The organism is Pseudooceanicola pacificus, assembly GCF_009789075.1.
In the GTDB taxonomy this organism is placed as follows: Bacteria; Pseudomonadota; Alphaproteobacteria; order Rhodobacterales; family Rhodobacteraceae; genus Pseudooceanicola; species Pseudooceanicola pacificus.
The window spans coordinates 133772-155223 of the sequence record NZ_WNXQ01000005.1 but is presented as its reverse complement, the minus strand read 5'-3'; the positions used below and the strand labels follow the sequence as shown (position 1 = coordinate 155223).

Annotated in this window: 18 protein-coding genes; 10 read left to right on the top strand and 8 right to left on the bottom strand. The window is 64.9% G+C overall.

Going from position 1 to position 21452, the window contains the following annotated elements:
* Positions 1-55 precede the first annotated feature (55 nt).
* The 4 genes from GLS40_RS10860 to GLS40_RS10845 all read right to left on the bottom strand — a co-directional run bounded on the left by GLS40_RS10860 (position 56) and on the right by GLS40_RS10845 (position 4670).
* Positions 56-628 carry a sarcosine oxidase subunit gamma gene (locus GLS40_RS10860; protein ID WP_160382744.1) on the bottom strand — a complete coding sequence of 191 codons (573 nt, stop codon included), beginning with the start codon at positions 626-628 and terminating at the stop codon, positions 56-58.
* Complete coding sequence (locus GLS40_RS10855; protein ID WP_160382743.1) at positions 621-3629, bottom strand: sarcosine oxidase subunit alpha family protein; 3009 nt, start codon at positions 3627-3629, stop codon at positions 621-623. Before GLS40_RS10855 ends, GLS40_RS10860 begins: the two co-directional genes overlap by 8 nt.
* A gap of 76 nt (positions 3630-3705) precedes the next feature.
* Positions 3706-4035 (bottom strand): sarcosine oxidase subunit delta, encoded by a 330-nt coding sequence (locus tag GLS40_RS10850; protein WP_160382742.1) that lies wholly within the window; start codon positions 4033-4035, stop codon positions 3706-3708.
* A 326-nt stretch (positions 4036-4361) separates the two neighbouring features.
* Positions 4362-4670 carry a hypothetical protein gene (locus tag GLS40_RS10845; protein ID WP_160382741.1) on the bottom strand — a complete coding sequence of 103 codons (309 nt, stop codon included), beginning with the start codon at positions 4668-4670 and terminating at the stop codon, positions 4362-4364.
* Between the two features lie 209 nt (positions 4671-4879).
* Here GLS40_RS10845 and GLS40_RS10840 point away from each other — a divergent pair, with 209 nt between their 5' ends.
* The gene (locus tag GLS40_RS10840) at positions 4880-5290 is read left to right on the top strand and encodes a hypothetical protein (RefSeq protein WP_160382740.1); all 411 of its coding nucleotides are present in this window, start codon (positions 4880-4882) and stop codon (positions 5288-5290) included.
* A gap of 59 nt (positions 5291-5349) precedes the next feature.
* Here GLS40_RS10840 and GLS40_RS10835 read toward each other — a convergent pair whose 3' ends face one another.
* Entirely contained in the window at positions 5350-6597 is a 1248-nt protein-coding gene (locus tag GLS40_RS10835; protein WP_160382739.1) for a sarcosine oxidase subunit beta family protein, read from the bottom strand.
* 174 nt (positions 6598-6771) lie between these two features.
* Between GLS40_RS10835 and ccmI the strand changes: the two genes are divergently transcribed.
* From ccmI to GLS40_RS10820, 3 genes are read left to right on the top strand one after another with little or no spacing between them, the layout of a single operon-like run.
* Complete coding sequence (gene ccmI / locus GLS40_RS10830) at positions 6772-7989, top strand: c-type cytochrome biogenesis protein CcmI (RefSeq protein WP_160382738.1); 1218 nt, start codon at positions 6772-6774, stop codon at positions 7987-7989.
* Positions 7986-8462 (top strand): Holliday junction resolvase RuvX, encoded by a 477-nt coding sequence (ruvX, locus tag GLS40_RS10825; protein ID WP_160382737.1) that lies wholly within the window; start codon positions 7986-7988, stop codon positions 8460-8462. Before ccmI ends, ruvX begins: the two co-directional genes overlap by 4 nt.
* Positions 8459-8698: a DUF1289 domain-containing protein gene (locus GLS40_RS10820; protein WP_160382736.1), complete on the top strand. Its 240-nt coding sequence runs from the start codon at positions 8459-8461 to the stop codon at positions 8696-8698. The genes ruvX and GLS40_RS10820 overlap by 4 nt, the downstream gene beginning before the upstream one ends.
* 151 nt (positions 8699-8849) lie before the next feature.
* Here the strand turns inward: GLS40_RS10820 and GLS40_RS10815 are convergent, their stop codons facing one another.
* Together GLS40_RS10815 and GLS40_RS10810 are read right to left on the bottom strand one after the other, a co-directional pair.
* Complete coding sequence (locus tag GLS40_RS10815) at positions 8850-9869, bottom strand: hypothetical protein (RefSeq protein ID WP_160382735.1); 1020 nt, start codon at positions 9867-9869, stop codon at positions 8850-8852.
* Between the two features lie 112 nt (positions 9870-9981).
* Positions 9982-10806: a sulfite exporter TauE/SafE family protein gene (locus GLS40_RS10810; protein ID WP_160382734.1), complete on the bottom strand. Its 825-nt coding sequence runs from the start codon at positions 10804-10806 to the stop codon at positions 9982-9984.
* A 188-nt stretch (positions 10807-10994) separates the two neighbouring features.
* Between GLS40_RS10810 and GLS40_RS10805 the strand changes: the two genes are divergently transcribed.
* Positions 10995-12176: a multidrug effflux MFS transporter gene (locus GLS40_RS10805; protein ID WP_160382733.1), complete on the top strand. Its 1182-nt coding sequence runs from the start codon at positions 10995-10997 to the stop codon at positions 12174-12176.
* Positions 12177-12185: 9 nt separating this feature from the next.
* Here the strand turns inward: GLS40_RS10805 and dusA are convergent, their stop codons facing one another.
* Positions 12186-13199, bottom strand: coding sequence for a tRNA dihydrouridine(20/20a) synthase DusA (dusA, locus tag GLS40_RS10800; RefSeq protein ID WP_160382732.1), 1014 nt, complete (start codon positions 13197-13199; stop codon positions 12186-12188).
* 264 nt (positions 13200-13463) lie between these two features.
* Here dusA and GLS40_RS10795 point away from each other — a divergent pair, with 264 nt between their 5' ends.
* The 5 genes from GLS40_RS10795 to GLS40_RS10775 all read left to right on the top strand — a co-directional run bounded on the left by GLS40_RS10795 (position 13464) and on the right by GLS40_RS10775 (position 21452).
* Positions 13464-14774, top strand: coding sequence for a site-specific integrase (locus tag GLS40_RS10795; RefSeq protein WP_160382731.1), 1311 nt, complete (start codon positions 13464-13466; stop codon positions 14772-14774).
* Between the two features lie 444 nt (positions 14775-15218).
* On the top strand, positions 15219-15494 hold the full coding sequence (locus tag GLS40_RS10790; RefSeq protein WP_160382730.1) for a pyocin activator PrtN family protein: 276 nt from the start codon (positions 15219-15221) through the stop codon (positions 15492-15494).
* 35 nt (positions 15495-15529) lie between these two features.
* Positions 15530-16048 carry a ParA family protein gene (locus tag GLS40_RS10785; protein WP_160382729.1) on the top strand — a complete coding sequence of 173 codons (519 nt, stop codon included), beginning with the start codon at positions 15530-15532 and terminating at the stop codon, positions 16046-16048.
* A 97-nt stretch (positions 16049-16145) separates the two neighbouring features.
* Complete coding sequence (locus GLS40_RS10780; RefSeq protein WP_160382728.1) at positions 16146-20135, top strand: PIN domain-containing protein; 3990 nt, start codon at positions 16146-16148, stop codon at positions 20133-20135.
* A 54-nt stretch (positions 20136-20189) separates the two neighbouring features.
* Positions 20190-21452, top strand: coding sequence for an abortive infection family protein (locus tag GLS40_RS10775; protein ID WP_160382727.1), 1263 nt, complete (start codon positions 20190-20192; stop codon positions 21450-21452).

Below are 21452 nucleotides of genomic sequence, written 5' to 3'. Positions count from 1 at the left end.
CCCCATGCCGCGCAGGTGACCGGCGAGGCCCCGGCCTGCGCCGGGGCACCGCAACTCAGTAATGACCGACCGCGTCGCCCTCGCCGGCCGTGCAGAGCAGACCGAAGACATAGGCGGCAACCGAGCGGAAGCACATCAGCTCGAAAGAGCCGTCCTCCAGCATCCAGAAGGCCGCCGGGACCTGCGCCAGACGGGTGCGGCGGAAGTTGCCCGGGCCGAAGGCTGCGGGCGACAGATCCACCGGCGCCAGCCGCGCCAGCACCTCGCGGGCCACCGCGCCCTCGCCCGAGATCGAGAAGAGCGCGCGGGCATCCGTCACCTCGACCGCCAGATAATGTTCGCCTGCCATGCCCTCGGCCAGGGCCGCCAGCGCGCCCGCGACCTCGGCCGGGGGCAGCATCAGCAGCAACTCGTCCGGGGACATCCAGCCCAGCATCCGGTCGGCCGCGATCACCGCCTCTCCCGGGCCGGGCATGTCCAGCCCGCCCGAGGCCGCGCCGACAGCCGCGACCAGCGCGGCGGATTCCTGGCTGCCCCGGATGGTGATCATTCCCCGGCGGGGCAGTTCGGCGATCCGGGCCACCCCGGCATAGGTCGCGCCGTTCAGCGCGGTCACAGGCTCAGACATTCTGTTTCTCTCCGTCCTTGTCGAAGAACACCGGATCGACGATCCGGGCCGCCACGCGGCTGCCGTCGACCTTGCCGAATTCGATCACCTCGCCCATCCGGTCCGGCCCGTGCAGGACCAGCCCCATGGCGATGCCGCGCCCCAGCGTCGGCGAGTGGTAGGTCGAGGTGACCCGCCCCTGCGTCGCCACCTGGCCGTTGGCATTGGTGCCGTCCGCCACCGCATAGGCGCCATCGGGCAGGACAGACCCATCGACGGTTTCCAGGCCGACCAGCTTCCACCGGGTCGGGTCGGTCATATGGGTCCGCTGCTGCGCCCGCTTGCCGAGGTAGTCGGTCTTCTTCTTCGAAATCGCCCAGCCAAGGCCCAGATCCTGCGGGATCACCGTGCCATCGGTTTCGTCCCCGATCATGATGAAGCCCTTTTCGGCCCGCATCACGTGCAGCGCCTCGGTGCCATAGGCCATCACGCCATGCCCGGCCCCGGCCTTGTGCAGCGCCTCCCACAGGGCAAGCCCCTGCGAGGCGGGCACGGCGATCTCGTAAGACAATTCGCCCGAGAACGAGATCCGGTAGATCCGCGCGCCGATCCCGGCCACGGTGCGGTCCTCCCAGGCCATGAAGGGGAAGGTCTGGCTGTCCATGCCGGTGGCGCCCAACTGTTCCAGCACCTCGCGGGCCCTGGGCCCGACAACGGCGATCTGGGCATATTGCTCGGTCACATTGGCGACATAGACCTTCCAATCCCACCATTCGGTCTGCAGCCATTCCTCCATATGGGCATGGATGCGCTCGGCCCCGCCGGTGGTGGTGTGGCAGAGGAAGGTATCCTCGTCCCAGCGGGCAACCACGCCGTCGTCCATCAGGAACCCGTTTTCCGAACACATCAGGCCATAGCGGCACCGGCCCGGTTTCAGCGTCGACATCATGTTGGTGTAGAGCATGTCGAGGAATTTCCCCGCATCCGGCCCCTTCACCACGATCTTGCCCAGGGTCGAGGCGTCGAGCAGACCAACCGCCTTGCGCGTCTGGTTGATCTCGCGCTCCACCGCCTGCGCATGGGTTTCCCCGTCGCGCGGGTAGCAATAGGGGCGGCGCCAGTGGCCCACCGGCTCCCAGTAGGCGCCGGCCTTTTCGTGCCAGCCATGCATCGGGGTGCGCCGCAGCGGCTGGAAGGTCTCGCCCCGGGCCTCGCCCGCGATGGCGCCCATGCTGATCGGCGTATAGGGCGGGCGGAAGGTCGTTGTGCCGACCTGCGGGATCGTCGTGTTCAGCGACTGCGACAGCACGGCCAGGCCGTTGATATTGCTGAGCTTACCCTGATCGGTTGCCATGCCCAGCGTGGTATAGCGCTTGGCGTGCTCGACGCTTTCGAACCCCTCCTGCGCGGCCAGCTGCACGTCCGAGACCTTGACGTCGTTCTGGAAATCCAGCCAGGCCTTCATCCGCAGCGCCGGACCCGCGCCCTGCGGCATCAGCCAGACGGGCAGCAGCGGCGCCTCTTCGGGCGCCTCGGCCTCGGGCGCGGTGGCAGTGCCGTCGAACCCGGCGGCGGCGGCGGCCTTCAGACCGGCGGCGCAGGCATCGGCCAGCCCGCTTGCCAGCCCCATCTCGCCATTGGCGCTGCCCGCGACGGTGACGAAGGGCAACCCGTCATGGCCGGTGGGCGCGCGTTCGGCATCGGGGCGGAAATGGGCCTGGGCCTCGTCCCAGATCAGCTTGCCGCCGCAATGGGACCACAGGTGCACGACCGGCGACCAGCCGCCCGACATGGCCACGGCGTCGCAATCGATGGTCTCCAGCGCCGCGCCCTCGCCCGCATGGGGGCAGATCGCCACGCCGGTGACGCGCTTGGCGCCCATCACCTTGGCCACGGCGCGGCCCTGTTCGACCCGGATCCCCAGGTCGCGGGCCTGCTGCGTCAGCGCGCCGCCCGCCTCGGGACGCGGGTCGACGATGGCCGCGACCTCCAGCCCCGCCTGTTTCAGCGCGATGGCGGTGCGATAGGCGTCGTCGTTGTTGGTCACCACCACGGTGCGGTCCCCGGGCGAAATCGCCCAGTTCACCACGTAATCGCGCACGGCCGAGGCCAGCATGACCCCGGGGATGTCGTTCCCGGCAAAGGACAGCGGACGCTCGATCGCGCCGGTTGCGGTCACGACCTGCTTTGCCCGGATCCGCCACAGGCGGTGACGCGGGCCACCGGCTTCGGGCTGGTGATCGGTCAGGCGTTCGTAGCCCAGAACATAGCCGTGGTCGTAGACGCCCGATCCCATGCAGCGCAGGCGCAGGCGCACATTGTCCATCCCCGACAGTTCGGCCACCAAGGCATCCACATGGGCCGAAACCTCCTGCCCCGCCACGGTGCCGCCATCGACCGGGGCGCGGCCGCCCCAATGGGCGGTCTGCTCCAGCACCATGACCTGTGCGCCGCTCTGTGCCGCGGCCAGCGCGGCGGTCAGGCCGGCCACCCCGCCGCCGATCACCAGCACGTCGGTGAAGGCGTAGAAATGTTCGTACCGGTCGGCGTCACCTTCCTTGGGCGCCTTGCCCAGGCCGGCGGACTGGCGGATGATCGGCTCGTACACATGTTTCCAGAACGGCCGGGGCGCGATGAAGGTCTTGTAGTAGAACCCGGCCGGCAGGAAGCGCGACAGCTTGGCGTTCACCGCACCGATGTCGAACTCCAGGCTGGGCCAGTGGTTCTGGCTCTGCGCCGTCAGACCGTCGAACAGCTCGGTCGTGGTGGCGCGCTGGTTCGGCTCGAACCGGGCGCCCTGCCCTAGCCCCACCAGCGCGTTCGGCTCTTCGGCGCCCGAGGCGACGACGCCGCGCGGGCGGTGGTACTTGAAGCTGCGCCCCATCAGCATCTGGTCGTTCGCCAGCAGGGCCGAGGCAAGCGTGTCGCCCTCCACCCCGGTGAAGCGTTTGCCGTTGAAGGTGAAGTGAACCGGTTTCGCGCGGTCCAGCAGGCGGCCGCCAGCGGCCAGTCGGGTGCTCATGTCGCGGCCTCGTTGGGCATCGGGTTGCGGGGTCGGGCGAAGGTGTCGCAGGGGCGGAAAGGGGCGGCGGACAGGCTCACGTGAACTCTCTCCACTGCCAGCCGGGGCGCTTGGACGAGATCAGCTCGCGCAGGATCTGCGGCGGCTCGACCGTCTGGGCCGGATAGGTGCCAAAGACCTCAAGCGTGACGGTGCAGCGCGCGGCGTGGAACCACTTGCCGCAGCCGTTCACGTGGCGCCAGCGTTCGAAATGCACCCCGCGCGGGTTCACGCGGTTGAACAGGTAGCCCTCGAATTCCTGGTCCGAGCTTTCGGGGCCGAAGCGTTTCAGATGCGCCTCGCCACCGCCGTGGAATTCGGTTTCCTCGGCAGTCACGCCGCAACAGGGACATTCAAGCAAAAGCATGGCGCACCTCGGTCAAGCACGGAAACCCGGATGCGGCCAGCGGCCGTCCGGGCAGAAAAAAGGGACGGAGGCGCAAGGCCTCCGCCCTAGGGGACAGGTAAGGGACAAGGGAAAACGCGGGACCGATCCGGCGGGCGTGCCGCGGGGTGGTCGATGTCTTCCCAGGCAGTGTCGAAGAAACGCAGGCACTTGGGGAAAGGTTCCCCGAGGATGCGAAATTTTTTGCGGCGGGCGTGGCACAGGCCGCCATCGCGCGGACATGCGAAAGGCGAGGCCCCGGAAGGCCCCGCCCCTGCACATCGTCGCCCCCGCCCGGGCGGACGGGATCAGTTGCCGCTGTCGGCACCTGCCGCAGCCGCTGCATCGCCCGAGCCGCTTTCGGCCCCGGCAGAGGCCGCAGCGCCGCTGTCGGCCGCGCCACCGGCAGGCGCCGGATCGCTTGCGGCGCCCGCCGCGCTGTCAGACGTCGCGTTGATTTCGATGTCGGCGCCGCCGGTTGCCGGGGCCATGCCGTCGATGTCGCCAAAGACCCAGAACAGGATGAGCCCGACGGCAACCACAAGGCCGCCGACGATGAAAGCGAGCGGCGCAGTGCCGCTGCGGGAGCGGGTGTCGTGATAATGATGTTCGGCCATGGTAAGCCCTCCACAGTCGTTGCGTTCCCATATCCAACGCTGTGACGTGAAAGGCGGTTCCCTGCCCGGGGATGTGCCCCCGAACGGGCAGACCTGCCTGCGGTTACCGCAAACAGTCGATTTTCTGCATTTGCATTGCGCAAAATGTTGCCGATTTCCGCTTTCGGGCTACAATAAGTGGTAAGTCCGAAACGGGATGAGGCCGAGCCATGACTGACACCGAAGACCTGAAACAGGCTGTTTTCCGGGCCACGGGCGGTTCCGGCCGAGCCTGGGATTTCACTGTCGAGCGCTCTCTCGACACCCTGCCCGACGTGCCGGGCATCTTTGTCCTGCTGGCCGTGCCGCCGGCGCGGATCGGGCCGCCCCGGGCGCTGTTCTTCGGACGCGCCGAAACCGGGCTGGCCGACACCATCCCGCGGCACGAGAAGTTCGAACCGGCGATCCGCATGGGGCTGAACGCCTTTGGCGTGATCGCGATGGACACCCGGCTGGACGAGGCGCAGGCCGACCTGCTGGCCGGTACGCCCACGCCGCTGAACGCGCAACGCGACGCCCTGCGCGAGATCACCGCCCTGACCGACCTGCACCGCACCGCGCGCAACGTCGCGGCCGAATAGCCGCGCCGCACCGCCAGGGCGGGCCGTGCCGTGGGTCTGGATCGGCCGCGGGCTGTGCATCAGTGCGCGACCCCCGCCGCGACGCTTTCGTCGACGAAACGCCCCTCGCGGAAACGTTCCAGGCCAAAGCCCGCAGCCAGCGGCCCCGGCGTGCCCTTGGCCATCATGTCCGCCATCGCCCAGCCCGAGCCGGGGATCGCCTTGAACCCGCCGGTGCCCCATCCGCAGTTGATGTAGCAATTGCCCAGAGGGGTCTGCGAGATGATCGGCGAGCGGTCGCCGGTCATGTCCACGATCCCGCCCCACTGGCGCAGCATCTTGAGCCGCGAGATCATCGGGAAGGTCTCGACCAGGGCGCGCACGGTTTCTTCGATATGGTGGAACGACCCGCGCTGCGTGTAGTTGTTGTAGCCGTCCGCGCCGCCGCCGATCACCATCTCGCCCTTGTCGGACTGGCTCATATAGCCGTGCACCGTATTGGCCATCACCACCACGTCCATGCAGGGCTTGATCGGCTCGCTGACCAGCGCCTGCAGCGCCACCGACTCGATCGGCAGACGGAAGCCCGCCATTTCGGCCAGCACGCCCGAGTGACCGGCCACGACAATGCCCAGACGGTCGCAGGCGATGTCGCCCCTCGTCGTCGACACGCCGGTCACCTTGCCGCCTGCGGAGGTGACGCCGGTGACCTCGCATTTCTGGATGATGTCCATGCCCATGGCCGAACAGGCCCGCGCATAGCCCCAGGCCACGGCATCGTGGCGCGCGGTCCCCGCACGATCCTGCCAGAGCGCGCCCAGCACCGGATAGCGCGGCCCGTCGATATTGATGATCGGCACCAGCTGCTTGACCCGCTCGGGGCTGATAAATTCGGTCTTCACGCCCTGCAGCGCGTTGGCATGGGCGGTGCGCTCGTAGCCGCGCACCTCGTGCTGGGTCTGGGCCAGCATCATCACGCCGCGCGGGCTGAACATGATATTGTAGTTCAGGTCCTGGCTCAGCGTCTCGTACAGGCTGCGCGCCTTCTCGTAGATCGCGGCCGAGGGATCCTGCAGGTAGTTCGAGCGGATGATCGTCGTGTTCCGCCCGGTGTTGCCACCACCAAGCCAGCCCTTTTCGATCACCGCGACATTGGTGATGCCGTGGTTCTTGCCCAGGTAATAGGCGGTCGCCAGCCCGTGCCCGCCTGCGCCGACGATGATCACGTCATAGCGTTTTTTGGGTTCGGGCGAGGCCCAGGCCCGTTCCCACCCCTTGTGGAAACGAAGCGCCTCTCGGGCGATGGCGAATGCGGAATAGCGTTTCATGTTGCGGGCGACTCCGGGCTGGGTATGGGCGGCAAACTGTACTTTTAGCAGCCCCGACCGCAGTACGGGAACGTCATGTCGGATCACAGTTGCGACATGGTGCAGCCCTGCGTCCTTTTGCGCTTTTTTGCAAGGGCTCGGCACGGTAAACGGGCGGTCGGAAAGGGCCTGCCCATGTTGTTCTGGATCCTCGTTTCCGGCCTGTCTCTGGCCGTTGCAACCGTGCTGTCGCTGGCGGCACTGCGCGCGCGTGCCTCTGCCGGTCTGCACGGCGGTGCCGACGTGCCCGTCTACAAGGCGCAGCTGGCCGAGGTCGACCGCGATCTGGCCCGCGGCACCATCGGCGCCGAAGAGGCCGGCCGCCTGCGCAACGAGATCGCCCGCCGCCTGCTGGCCGCCGATGCCGCGCAGCACGCACCGGCCGCCGCGCAACGCAGCACGGCATCCTGGCCCGTGCTGGCCATCTGCGGCCTGGCGGTGCTGGGGGCCGGGGCGCTCTACACCACGATCGGCGCGCCGGGCTACGGCGACCTGCCGCTGTCCGACCGGATCGCCCGCGCCAAGGAACTGCGCGACACCCGCCCCTCGCAGGCCGATGCGGAACAGCAGCAGCCCGAACGGCCCGCCGCCGAGCTGAACCCGGAATTCGCCGGGCTGATGGACCGGCTGCGCCAGGCCGTGGCCACCCGCCCCGACGACCTGCAGGGCAATCGCCTGCTGGCCCGGAACGAGGCCGCCATCGGCAATTTCCGCGCCGCCTACGCGGCCCAGGAACGCGTGCTGAGCCTGCTGGGCGACACGGCCACCGACACCGATTACGCCGATTACGGCGAGATGCTGGTGCTGGCCGCGGGGGGCTATGTCTCGCCCGAGGCCGAGACCGCCCTGCGCGGCGCCCTGTCGCGCAACCCTGAAAACGGCCCGGCGCAGTATTACATCGGGCTGATGATGCGCCAGACCGGACGCCCCGACATCGCCTTCCGCCTGTGGGACCGCCTGCTGCGCAAGGGCCCCGAAAGCGCGCCCTGGATCCCGCCGATCCGCGCGCAGATCGACCAGGCCGCCGCCCTCGCCGGGGTGCAGTACGAACAGCCCCGCCCGGATGAAACCCTCGCCGGGCCCAGTGCCGCGGATATCGAGGCCGCGGGCGATCTGTCCGCCGAGGACCGGCAGGAGATGATCCGCGGCATGGTCTCGCGCCTGTCGGAACGGCTGTCCTCGCAGGGCGGGTCGGCGGCGGAATGGGCGCGGCTGATCGGGGCCTACGGCGTGCTGGGCGACACCGGGCAGGCCCGCGCCATCCGGGACGAGGCGCTGCAGGTCTTTGCCGGGCGCGAGGACGACCTCGCCACGATCCGTGCCGCCGCCGCCAGCGCGGGTCTGGGCGAATGATCCACCCCGAGATCGCCGCCTTTGCCACCACCCTGCCCCCGCTGCGCGCCCTCGCCGGGATCGACCTGGGCGAAAAGACCATCGGCGTGGCTGTGTCGGACACCTTTCGCAGCGTCGCCACCCCGCTGGAGACCATCCGCCGCCGCAAATTCACCCAGGATGCCGAGGCGCTGGCCGCCATCCTCAAGGCGCGCGGCGTCTGCGGGCTGGTGCTGGGCCTGCCGCTGAACATGGACGGGACCGAGGGGCCGCGCTGCCAGTCGACCCGGGCCTTCGCCCGCAACTTCGAGCGGGTGTTGGACCTGCCGATGACCTTCTGGGACGAACGCCTGTCCACTGTTGCGGCAGAACGTGCCCTGCTGGAGGCGGATACGACCAGAAAACGTCGCGCCGAGGTGATCGACCATGTCGCGGCGGGATATATCCTGCAGGGTGCGCTGGACAGGCTGCGCCATATCGGAACGGGAACATGACGGACGACACCATCTGGCACCGCAAGGAAATCGACTCGCCCTGCGTGCGCATCTGCGTCGTCCACCCCGAGGCGCGGCTGTGCACCGGCTGCCTGCGCTCGCTGGACGAGATCGCCGGCTGGTCGCGCTATTCCGACGAGGAGCGCAGCCGGATCATGGACGAACTGCCAAGCCGCAAGGGCCTGCTGGCCCGGCGCCGGGGCGGACGCGCCGCGCGGCTGAACCGGAACGGCTGAGCCGGGCCGCCACGCGCCCGTCTGTCACGCGGGATCGTCATCGCCTGCGCCCCCTCAGCCGCCCCCGGTCAACGACAATGCCCCGCTGCGCGATCCGCGCCCGGGGCATCGTGACTTCGGTGCGCCCCTCTCGGGGCGGATGGCCAAGGGATCAGGCGGCTTCGCCCAGTTGAACCAGTTCGATATGGCGGGCATGGACCTTGCCGTATCCGTTCTGCACCACGGCAACGACGCGGCCGCCCAGGGTCACGCGGGCGGTGCCCGGGTGGTGCGGGTCCTCGGAGATGCCGATCCGGCCGTCCCCGGCCTCTCCCGGGCGGTAGCCGATGACGATCTGGTCCTCGTTCGGATCGAAATCGTCGATCACCGGCGGGCCGTCCTCGGCGGACAGGGGCATGGCGACGGGGCCCTCATCGTCGTCGAGGTCATCCAGGTCGTCGTCCAGCATCTCGGGCTCGGGCGCCTTGCGGGTCGCCACGGGGGCCGGGCGGCGTTTGGCGGGCGCGGCCGCGGCCTCTTCTGCCTCGGTCACCGCCTCGTCCTCGATCAGCGCGGCGCGCAGCAGGTTGCGCGTCTCGTCGAAGCTCTCGTCATCCTTGCTGCCCACGGGCCTGGCCCTGGCCGGGCGCGGCGTGTTGGCATGGGTCACCACCGGATGGCGCGGATGGACCGGGGCGCCGTGCACCGCATCGACCGGCGCGCCGGTGTCGGGTGCAAAATCTTCCTGGTCCCAGGTGTCCAGCAGGTCGTCCTCGGCGTGGTCGTCTTCCAGCCGGTCGGTGTCGTTGAAATCCACGGTCGCGGCCGTGCGGGCCGTCTGGTCCTGGGACTCGGGCAAGTCCTCGCCGACCTCGTCGCCCAGGCTGTCGCCGCTCACCAGTTCGCTAATGGCGGATGTGTCGACGCCGAGGGCCTTGGCCGCGGCCTCGCTTGCGCTGCCGTCACGGGCGGCGGCACGGGCGGCCTGGGCCCGGCGGAAACGGCTTTTGCGGCCCTTGCGGCCCACGTCGATGCCAAGCACACCGATACCGCCCTCGTCGCCATCCTCCTCGTCGAGCCCATATCCGTCGCGCGCATTGCGGCCATTGCCGGCGCCCTCCGGTTCATGTGTCGTCGCGGTGAAAAACACGCCGATGGAGGCAAGTCCAAAGACAACTAGTAACTCGAGCATGGCAGAACTCCCGGTACCGATACATGCTCGATTATCCTCGGGAATGGGGCGGGTTCGTGGCCGTCCCGCGACGGTAGCATGGAATCCCGCTACTCGCCCCTAGCGGGCATTGTCAGCCAATAATCGCTTTTCTCAGCATGTTGAGGGCCACCAGCAGCAGGAATGCGGCAAAGATTCGGCGCAGCGGCTTGGGATCCGTCGCATGGGCAAGGCGCACGCCAAGCGGAGCCGTGATCAGCGTCATCGCGATCACCACGGCAAAGGCGGGCAGGTTCACGGCCCCCACGGTGAACGGCGGAAGCACCTGATTTTCCGGCGAATACAGCAGGAAACCGATGACCGAGGGCACGGCGATGATGACGCCGAACCCGGCCGCCGTGGCCACCGCCCGGTGGATCGGACGGCCAAAGAGCGTCATCGTCGGCACGCCGAAACTGCCCCCGCCGATCCCCATGAGAACCGACAGGAAGCCAAGCAGCGGAGAGAGCAGCGCCAGCCGCCAGCCCTTTGGCATGTTCTCGGCAATGCGCCATTCGACCCGCCCGAAGGCGAGGTAGAGTCCGACCACGATGCCCAGGCAGCCGAACAGCACCTGCAGCGCCGAGGAACGCAGCGCCGTTGCCGTAAGCATCCCCAGGATCGCACCGACCACGATGCCCGGCAGCCAGGCACGCAGGATGTCCCAGTCGACCGCGCCCTTGCGGTTGTGACTGGACAGAGAGCGCAGCGAGGTCACCACGATGGTTGCCAGCGAGGTCGCCAGGCAAATCTGCATCAGGTTCGGCCCGCCATAGCCAAGCGTCTGGAACGCATAGAAAAACGCGGGCACCAGGACGATCCCGCCGCCGACGCCCAGCAGGCCGGCAAGCACCCCCGCCAGCGCGCCTATCGCCATCAGCAGCACCAGCATGGTCAACAGCAATCCGGGATCGGGCATGGGCAGTCCTTCGCAGTTCTGGCCCGGGGCGTCGCGGACCGCCCGCAAACCTCAACCAGCTTTTGTGCGCTGACGCAAGTCACGGCGCCCCTTCTCTCTCACGCCAACCGTGCAGTTGCAGAAATCGCGCCTTGGCTTTGCGGGGGGCCGCGCCTAGGGTCCGCGCGCGTTTTCCTGAAAGGTTTCCCATGTTCCGGCTCGCCGTCACCCTCGGGCTCCTGTCGCTGATCGGGCCCTTCGCCATCGACATGTACCTGCCCGCCCTGCCCGACATCCGCGACGGGTTCGGCGCCTCCGAGGGGCAGGTGCAGCTGACCCTGACGGCCTATTTCCTGACCTTCGGGCTGGCGCAGCTTGTCTATGGCCCGCTGGCCGACCAGAACGGGCGCAAGCTGCCGATCTTCATCGGGACGGTGATCTTCTTTGCCGGCTCCATCGGGGCGGCCAGCGCGGGCAGCATCGCAACGCTGACCCTGTGGCGCGGGATCCAGGGCCTGGGCGGCGCGGCGCTGATGGTGGTGCCCCGGGCCGTGATCCGCGACCGCTACACCGGGCCCGAGGCGACACGGCTGATGGCGCTGATCATGCTGGTGATCTCGGTCTCGCCGATGCTGGCGCCGCTGGCCGGGTCGATCGTCATCGCCTTCACCGGCTGGCGGGCGATCTTCGGTTTCATGGCGGTGCTGTCGGTCCTCAGCCTGGCGCTCGCCGTCTTTGCCCTGCCCGAGACCCTGGCGAAAGAGAACCGCGTGCGCATCAACGCGGGCAACATGATGCGCGGCGCCAAGGTGCTGCTGAGCGATCCGATTTTCATGGGGCTGACCTTCATCGGCGGCTTCGGCATGGCCAGCTTCTTTGTCTTCATCGCCTCGGCCAGCTTCGTCTACACCTCGCAGTTCGGGCTCAGCACCACCGGCTTTTCGCTGGCCTTCGCGGTCAACGCCATCGGCTTCTTCGGCGCCTCGCAGGCCGCCGGGCCACTGGGCGCGCGGCTCGGCATCCGGGCACTGGTGCGCCTCGGCGTGGTCGGCTTCTTCACCTGCGCCCTGGTGACCGCCCTGCTGTGCCTGGCCGGGTTCGCCAGCCTGGCCGTGGTGGCCGCGGGCCTGTTCTGCGGCAATGCCTTCCTGGGGCTGGTGATCCCCACCACGATGGTCCTGGCGCTGGACGAACACGGCGACATCGCCGGGCTTGCATCGTCGCTGGGCGGCACGCTGCAGATGCTGGCGGGCGGGCTGGTGATCGCGGTGTCGGGCCTGTTCTTCGACGGCACGGCCACGCCGATGATGATCGCCATCGCGCTTTGCGCCGGTGTCAGCCTGACGCTCACGCTGATCGTGCTGCCCCGCCGCGCGGGCGCCGCCGCCTGACCCCGGGGCCTATTCCGCCGCCGCGGCCGCCTCGGCCGTGGCGGAGGTGACGGCCTCCAGCGCCTCAAGCATCAGCGCGCTGCCCGCTCCGGCGCGATGCGCGCCCTCGGACAGGATGCGCCGCCAGCGCCGCGCCCCGGGCCGCCCGGCAAAGAGGCCCAGCATGTGCCGCGTGACCTGCGCCAGCGTGCCGCCCTCTGCCACATGGGCATCCACATAGGGCACCATGGCCCGCGCCGCCGCGACCGGATCGCTGTCCGGGCCGCTGCCGTGGATCAGCCGGTCCGCCGCGCAGAGGATATCCGCCGGGGCGTGATAGGCCGCCCGGCCGATCATCACCCCGTCCAGCCCCGCGTCGAGAAAGCCGCGCGCCTCGGCCAGCGAGGCGATGCCGCCGTTGATCGAGACATGCAGATGCGGGAACCTCTCCTTCATCCGCAGGACCAGCGGGTAGTCGAGCGGCGGCACATCGCGGTTCTGCTTGGGGCTGAGGCCCTGCAGCCAGGCCTTGCGGGCATGCACCGTCACCCGCCCCACCCCGGCATCCGACATGCGCGACAGGAAATCCGGCAGGATCACCTCGGGGTCCTGATCGTCCACGCCGATGCGGCACTTGACCGTCACCTCGACCTCCACCGCCGCCTGCATCGCCTGCACGCAGCGCGCGACAAGGGCCGGATCCTTCATCAGCACGGCGCCAAATGCCCCGGATTGCACCCGGTCCGAGGGACAGCCGACATTCAGGTTGATCTCATCATACCCGGCGGCAGCCCCCATCCGCGCGGCCTCGGCCAGCTCTTCGGGGTCTGAGCCGCCCAGCTGCAGGGCCACCGGATGTTCCGAGGCATCGAAGGCCAGCAGATGCACCGCCCCGCCCCTGACCAGCGCGGGGGCGGTCACCATCTCGGTATAAAGCAGCGTGTCGCGGCTGAGCAGACGGTGGACGTACCGGCAATGGCGGTCAGTCCAATCCATCATGGGTGCCACGGCAAGCCGTGACGCATATTTTGCATTTACTTTCATACACTTACTCTCCGCATACGCAGACAGCCACCTAACGGGATTTCTCGTGATTCCCGGGGGTTTTCCCTGGTTTCCGTGGGTTTTCCAAGACAGCTTGCTACCGAGTAGCAACATCCATCCCGCCAATCATGTCCGAGCCAGAGCTCCGCCAGGGTCAGGCGACCCACCTGATTCTGGCTGCGCCTCGACTTACCCCATCCGGACGGTTTCCGGCCAGATCGAAGTGACACCACGTTCTCGACGATCAACAAGAAAGGGACGGTCATGTCTCACACGACCCAAGTTAGCTCCAAAAATATACTCCAGCAAATCTCGCGTGACCGCGCAGCGGGTTCTCCATTTGCCTTCCGCGCAGAACTGCCCGCCCAGCCGCGACCTGCCGAAAGTTCCGGGACCAGCAAGAAAGACTCTTTGCGAAAGCCGAAACAGACCAAGCGGACGCAAGTGTCGACCAAAGCGGATAACTTGCCCACAGTAGAAGACTGTTCGGACGAACCCTTCATTTCGGCACGCGCTCCGAAAGACGGCCTCCCGAGATACTGCGCGCAAATCCGTCGCAGGACCGACGGTGGTCCAATCAATATAAGCAAGACATTCACAAGCCTCAAGGACGCCAAGAAGTGGCGAGATGACACGTTGGCCCAGATACAACTGGGTTTACTTGCTCCCAAGCAAGAAGAAGGCTCAAAAACGGCACCTCGTGTCTGTGATCTAATTCAAAAAAGGAAGGACAAGGGGCGGAGCGTCGAGAAGACCGCAACCCAAAATCTCGAATTTTGGATCAATCACCCACACTGTCAGGAGCCAGCGTCTACCATAGACCTGAAGTGGTTCCAAAACGCGGCAGAGGACCTGCTCAAGTTGGAAATGATGCCGCAAACCGCGGCGACCTACATGACAATGCTTGCTTCATCTTTGAAATGGGCAGCTGAACGCGACGAGGATGTTCCATACGATGTCGTCGTTCGCGCCATGAAAGTATTGTGGCACGATGAAATCTTGGCACGGTCCGAGGAGCGTGAACGGCGCCCCACTCTCGATGAGCTCGATCTGATCTTTGACGCAGTGCTTGCGAACAAAAGGCAAAAGATCCCTGTTATCACGATAAGTGTGTTCGCCATCTTCTCCTGTCGCCGCCTCAGTGAGATCTGTCGTCTTCGCTGGAGTGACCTAAACGTGACTGATCGAAAGATTCTGGTGCGGGAGATGAAGCACCCCCGCAAGAAGAAAACTAACGACGTTTGGGTGAAGCTCACCCCTCAGGCCATGAAAATCATCCTTTCCATGCCCAGGACGTCGGACTTTATTTTCCCATACAATCCGCGTTCAGTGGGCACCGCTTTTCGACGCCACCGGGAGCGCGTCAAGATTGACGATCTGCGTTTTCACGATCTCCGGCACGAAGGTATCAGCCGTCTGTTCGAGAAGGGAAAGCGTGACCATTTCGTGATGAAGACCTCAGGGCATCAGTCTCGAAGCTGCTTGGATCGGTATGTGAATGTCGAAAAGAAGGGCGATAAATTCAAGAATTGGCACTGGCTGGACTGGGTTCTGGCATACTGGGCCAGAACCTGATCACCTGCCGACTCCGTGACTTCGGCGCGTTCTCTGGCGACAGGGCCACACCTGAGTCGTGACTCAGGTCTGTTGGAAATTCCTTGGCGGCTTGCACTGACCAGCTGGAGGTTCGGCGCCTATAAGGCAAGGAGGAAAAGTGTAGTTGGCTAAGGCAGGGCTTTCCGATCGTCAACCTTCCCCGATTGGAACTGGCACGACGCGAACAGCCCAGGGCAGCGTCGGCACGGTCTTGGCAATCTCCGTCTTGGCGTGATCTGCCTGGTGCTCGCCGTCTCCAGTTGGGTGGGGTGTTGCACCACCCCGAAATGACGCCACTCGCGATCTCCGACCACCGTCGCGAAACGATCACGCTCGTCATGCACAGCAGACTTCCGCAAAGGAACTTTTCCGCGTCCTGCAGTTCGATCTCAATTCCTATGCAGGAACCATGCGGAGGTAATGATGACAACACTTGATATGCTCCTGGCCCACTTCGGCGGCACACCCGTAATTCCTCTTGAGGTGGCGGCTCAATACTGGGGCTATGAGGCAGACACATTGGCCAGGAAAGCCGACAGTGGGGAGGTTCGAGTACCCTACTTTCGGCTCGACGAACGTCAGAAGGCAGCTCGTCTCATGATGCTTACAGACATTGCCACTATCATCGAGGAGCGCCATCGTGCAGCGCGCGCCAACTTTGAAAAGAAATGGCAAGACGATGGTGAAGAAGACGGCTGACATGCTATGCGAATAGAGGAAGCTGAAGGGAACAAATGACAGGTCGCAAGCTCTCAACTCGATCCCCAACCGAGAGGTTCACACCCAAGGGGCCTTCGAGTGTCAATTCCGGCGCGGTGGCAGGGCAGATCGCCTATCTCTCACAAGCCGAGGAAGATGACGCCGACTGCGTGGTGATCGACACGCCGCCCCATGCCGGCGGCACGATCGACGCCGCGATCCGCGCCGCAGACTTGCTCATCATTCCCATTCGGTCGACTCCCTTCCACATCAACGTGGCCGCGGGCACGGTCGAGATCATGAAGCAGAACGGTCGGCAGGGAAGATTCGTCCTGAGCCAGGTGGCGGCCGTCGGGCCCCAGGGCGACGACACCGCGGCGGTGCTGCAGGAACTCTACCCGGACGTGCCGGTAGCCAAGGCGCGGCTCTGGCAGCGCAAGGCCTTCATGCAGGCGCTGATTTCGGGCCAGGCGATTACGGAGTTCGATCGGCCGAGCTCGAAGGCCGTCACGGAAATCAAGGCGCTGTTCCGGGAGGTGCGGAGCAGGCTGTGACCGCTGAAAGCTGCATCAGATCAGGCAAATGCCTGCTTTCGATTTTTGCCGTCCGAACCCATCTCTTTTAGCAAAGGCATAAGAAGACACGAGCAGCATGGTCAACGTCACGAGCGTAAATCTTCCCGCACCTGCCGACTGGCAGGCATTCGAGCGGCTGACGAGGGATCTGTTCGAAAGCGAATGGCAGACAGACGATGCGCGCGCCAATGGCCGGTCTGGTCAGGAGCAGCATGGTGTCGATGTTTACGGCACGGACCGGGTTCACAAAAAATGGGTCGGCGTCCAGTGCAAAGGCCGCTCCGGAGGCTACGGGAAGGCGCTTAAAGAAAAGGATCTTCGCGAGGAGGTCGAGAAAGCCAAGTCATTTCACCCTCCTCTCGACAGGTTCATCCTCGCCACCACAGCCCCCAATGACGCGCGAATACAGGAAGTCGCGCGAGAGCTGAATGAGAAGAACCGAAAGAAGCTTCTCTTCGAAGTCGATGTCATGGGCTGGGACGAGATCAAGGCTGTTCTCAATCGCCATCCTCGCGTTGCGGCCATTCATTGCTCGGGCGTGTCGACGGTCGCCGACCTCCAGATATCTGCAGCAATGAACGATCTGCGCGGTGACGTATCCCGAGATCTGGCGGGGCTCACGTCCAGTATCCTCGATCTCCAGAGGTCAGTCATAGCGGGCTTGGAGCGTGAGCCGACTGGAGACGCGCTCGGTCAGCGCATCACCGACGCCGCCGACCTCCTGAACGATAGCCCGGCGCAAACCGCCATCACCCGGCTTGAACGACTTCTCGAAAATGAGGGCCGCACTGCCAGCGCTCGAGACCGTTTCCGCATCAAGGCCAACCTTGGATCCGCCCATTTTGCCAAGGGAGACAAGGATGCAGCCGTAGATTGGTATCGTCAGGCTCACGACGAGTATCCCGATACATCCGAAGCGCTATCCATACTCGCGGCCGCCGAGTCCATCGCAGGCAATCGTGAGAAGGCGGCTGAACTGGCCGCCAGCGCCATGGCGATGCGAGAGCCACAGCAGCGGGCAGCCGGAGTGTTCTTGGAGACGGCTCCGGCGGAAACGCAATGGCAAGAGCTTCAGGCTCAGCTTCCGGAACAGTTCCAGCGGATCCCGGAGTTCCTTCTGGCGCTCGCGGAGCACGCGCAGAAAGCGGGTCAGATCAAGGACTGCCGGCGGTTGACCAAGGATGCGGTCAATCGAGATCCCGATAATTGGCGCGTGCGCGCATATGCGGGCTACCTCAGGTTCCAGGAAGTCGCCGAGCGAGACGACATCCGCAGCCTCAGACTCGTGCGGAAAAGCGACATCGAGATCGTCGAGGATGCGAGAGCACACTTTCTCGTTGCCTGGGATCTTCTTCAGGCAAGCGGGTGGGCGCGAGAGGCTGAAACCTGCGTCATGAATGCCCTCTCGGCCTCCCTGATGCTTGGGGATGAAGAGAAGGCCGAAGAGCTCATCGAAGAGGCCTTCCGGAGGATTGGAAATACGCCGCAACTGCTCCGGTTCCGCGCCGCCTATCAGATGCACAAGGGTGAGGATGCCGCGGTTGCCGATGCGCTGTCGAGGATTCCCGAAGGCGATCGGGATCCGAATGATGAGCTCATGCTCCTCCAGGCGCGCATCAATGAAGGGGACCCAGAAGCAGCTCTCGCACGTGCCGACTTCCTATATCGAACAGCAGAAGACGCCGGCTTGCGTGTCGCGTTTGGCAACTGCCGTATCCTGGCGGCTGCGCAGATCAACCCTGATCTCTTCAAGGAAGTCACCCATGACATCTTGACGGAGCATCCGGACTCCACACTGCTCTTGGCCTATTATGTGTTCAACCATCCTGGCGATCTCGACGATCCCGCAGTCATCGATCGCCTTGCCAAGTTGTCAGAGCGCGAAACCAACAGCTTCGCACGTGACCGTGCGGCCCATGCCCTTGCCATGGTCGGCCGGAACTCCGAAGCCGCGGACATCTATCTCGATCTCTGTAGTCCTGACACGGATACGCCCCAACTCAGGATGGCACTCCAGACACTGGTGAACTGCCGCAGGATTCGAGAAGCCCGAGAACTCTATGGGAAGCTCGACGCCAGGATCAAAGATACCGCCAGCATGCGCAGGATCGGCGCTGTCATCTTTCAATGCGCTGGCAACTTGAAGGGCGCCAGAAAGGAACTCGAGCACGTGTTCGGCACAGGGGATGAAACCCTGGAAGACCGTGCTCGCTGGATCGATATCTGCGAGCGTCTGCCGGACATCTCTTCAATCATCCGGTATCTCGACACCGTGCCGGTGGACATTTCCGGCGATCCCCGGATGCGCATGCACCTTGCGCACAAGCTCGATCACTACACGGACGACTTCCAGAGGGCGCTCGAGATCGGATACCGCGCGTTGCGCGACGGCTATGAAGACCCACAGATACATCTCGGCTTCATGGTCGGGTTGATCCTGACAGGCCGTTCTGGGCGACATGTCGATTTCGACCACGAAGTCGTTGAGGAGGATACAGTCGTTGTGGTCTCGCGAGATCACGCTGACCCGCTCACGAAGATCATCGAGACAGCCCCTGCCCCGCGGGCGGACCGCGACGAAATTTCCCCTGAAGACCCGCTGGCTCTTCGCCTGATGGGAAAGGCTGTGGGTGACAATCTCCCGATGGATTCCGCTGTCGGGAAGCTGAACGCCACCGTCACAAAGATCCTGTCCAAGTATGCCCATGCGTATCATCGGTCTCAGAAGGACTTCGAGCGCCTGTTTCCGGAGAGCAAGATATTCGGAGCGCTTCGGATCGATGAAAATGATCTGGAAGGCAGTATTCGTCCCATCCTCGAAAGCGCCAGGGAGCGTGCGGGGCAGGTCAAGCGCATCGAGGAGGCCTACGAGTCAGGGAAAGCCCCGATAGCTCTGTTGGCCGCCGCAGGTGGAGGCACGGTCTTCGATTTCTGGGATTTTCTGCGGCACCACGGCAGCATCAAAATCAAGATGGCCCTCGGTAATGCTGTAGAACGGAAGGCGGCAACGCAATCGGCTATGGCTGCGCCCGGCGTGATCGTCGATCCAATCACCCTATACAGCGCCCAGACGCTCGGCTTCGCCGACACCCTCCTTCAGGCCTGCCCGGACCTGCATATCACCCAGAGCAGCATCGATCTGCTTCACGAAGCCTATCGGGACAGGGTGGATGCCATCGGGGGAGAAGGACGCCGAGGTAGCTTCGTAGCGGACGAGCATGGGGCGCGTATCATCGAGCTGTCCCGAGAGATGTCCGACCTTCTCATATCGGACCTCGGGCGAACCCTCGACCTGGCACGAGGCCTGAAAATCGCCATGCCGGAAGAAGGCACTGCCCTTCATCCGGACTTCGAAGCGGTTTTCGAAGATGTGGGCCCGTGCTTCGTAGATACGCTGGTAGTCGCCAAGGAGAGAGGGTGGACCTTGCTTGCGGATGACACCTCCCTCCGGCTGTTTGCGAGCCTGGATGGTATTTCATCGGCTTGGAGCCAGGTCGCTCTACAGATCGCGCGCAACAAGCGCATGATTTCGCAGGAAGCATATTCTGATGCCCTCGGCGCTATGCTGGAGGGGAATTACCGATACGTCAGCATCGACGGAGATACGACGCAGTTCGAGTGGGAGCGCAAAGAAACGTCGCTCTGGCTGAAGCAATTCCTCGATCATATCGCCCTGCCGACGAACGACCCCTGGAGTGTTGCCCAGTTGATCGGATCCAGCCTTCTGGAACTCTGGGACGATACGGACGATGGAGCGCGTTGCGTCGCCTATGCCGCCTTCATGCTTGAAGAGCTCTCAGAGCGATTGGGTGAAGGCCCGGCGATCAAGATGCTTGGTGATTCAGTTGCCGCGGCGGTCGCGAAGGCGCAGAGAAACGCCCGAATGATCAAGCTCCCCCCGCTCCTGAGAAGCACTACCCACATTATTTCCCCGGGGCTTCTGGCGGTGGACATAAATCGAGATCATAAAGACGCCGTCCTGAACACGATTGGTGACTGCGTGAAGTCAGCACGTAACCTCACCAAAATGCGCAGCAAAGATCCCCTGGAAGACGAAGGCGCATGAGGTTGGCAGCTGCCAACTGAGGTCCTTCGGCTCAACCTGTTCGAGACTACGCCGATGAGATACCTGAGCATCAGACGCGAAATCGAGGGGAGCCTGCCCACCGTGGCAGAGCTCCTTCGCCAGAAAGGCGAAAATGATGCCCTCCGCGCCATGAGTCAGGCAGATATCGAGATCGACGAGGTCGGGTACGACAACTGGAACGGCGGCACCGAGCTCTGGACCGTCTTTCTACGCGTCCCGGTCAGTGTTTTCGTGTGGATAGAGGACAGCCGGAACGAGATCGCCGGGATCATCTCGAAGAACCTCGAACTCGTCACAGGCAAGGACAATGGATACTGGGTGAGCGCGGAGATCTCGCCGATGCGCGCCGCGCCGCCGGGGCGGCGTCTGCCCGACGGGAAGATCAGCGAACGGACACGCGCCGCCATCCTCGACGAGATGCGTGCCAGGGAGACTGCCTGGCACGGCGCCCTGGATGAGATTGCCTTCCTCAGCCGGATCTTCGATCTGACCTCCCTGCCCTCTTATGACAGCCGGTTCCAGAACGCCGAGCAGGACATCTGGCAACACTGCATCAACAATTTCGACTGGTCGCAGGACTGGGTCTACAGCGACCCGCGCTTCCGTCTCTATGCCGCTGATCAGGATACCTTCCTGAAGTTCATCTGCGAGATTCTTCATCCCATCGTCCGGAAGGACGACGCGGAGCAGGATGCGCTCGCCCGGGCGTTCAATGGTCACCTGCGGGCCGACGGATGGGAACTCGTCGAGGACGCCATCATCGATGGCCGACCGGCCTATGTGCCACAACGCAAGGTTCACGCCTTGGGTGGGTCTGTCCAGCGCATCAAGGCCGTGGCAGCAACCCTGAACTCGGATACGCTCTACGAGGATCTGCGACGCCTCGAGCGCATCGGCGACAGCGAGCCTGGCGAGGCGATCGCCTTGGCAAAGGAGATCGTGGAGAGCTGTTGCAAGCTGATCCTCGACGATCGGAAGGTCGCCTATCCCGAAAAGGCGGAGATCCCCGAGCTGCTGAAGCTTCTCCGCCGAGAGATTAAGATCATGCCGGACGGGATCGATGAGAACGCCAAGGGCGCGAACGAAATTAGGGGTATCCTGACCAGCCTTGGAAATATCGCGCACTCTCTCGCTCCGTTGCGCAACGCCTACGGCAAGGGCCATGGCCGCGGGCGCGACTTCAAGGGTCTCCAGCCGCGGCACGCGCGGCTCGCGATCGGGGCCGCCAGCACCTTCGTCGACTTCGTTCTCGATCGTCACCTGTCTCAGGTTGCAGCCGAGACCGCCGAGAGCTGA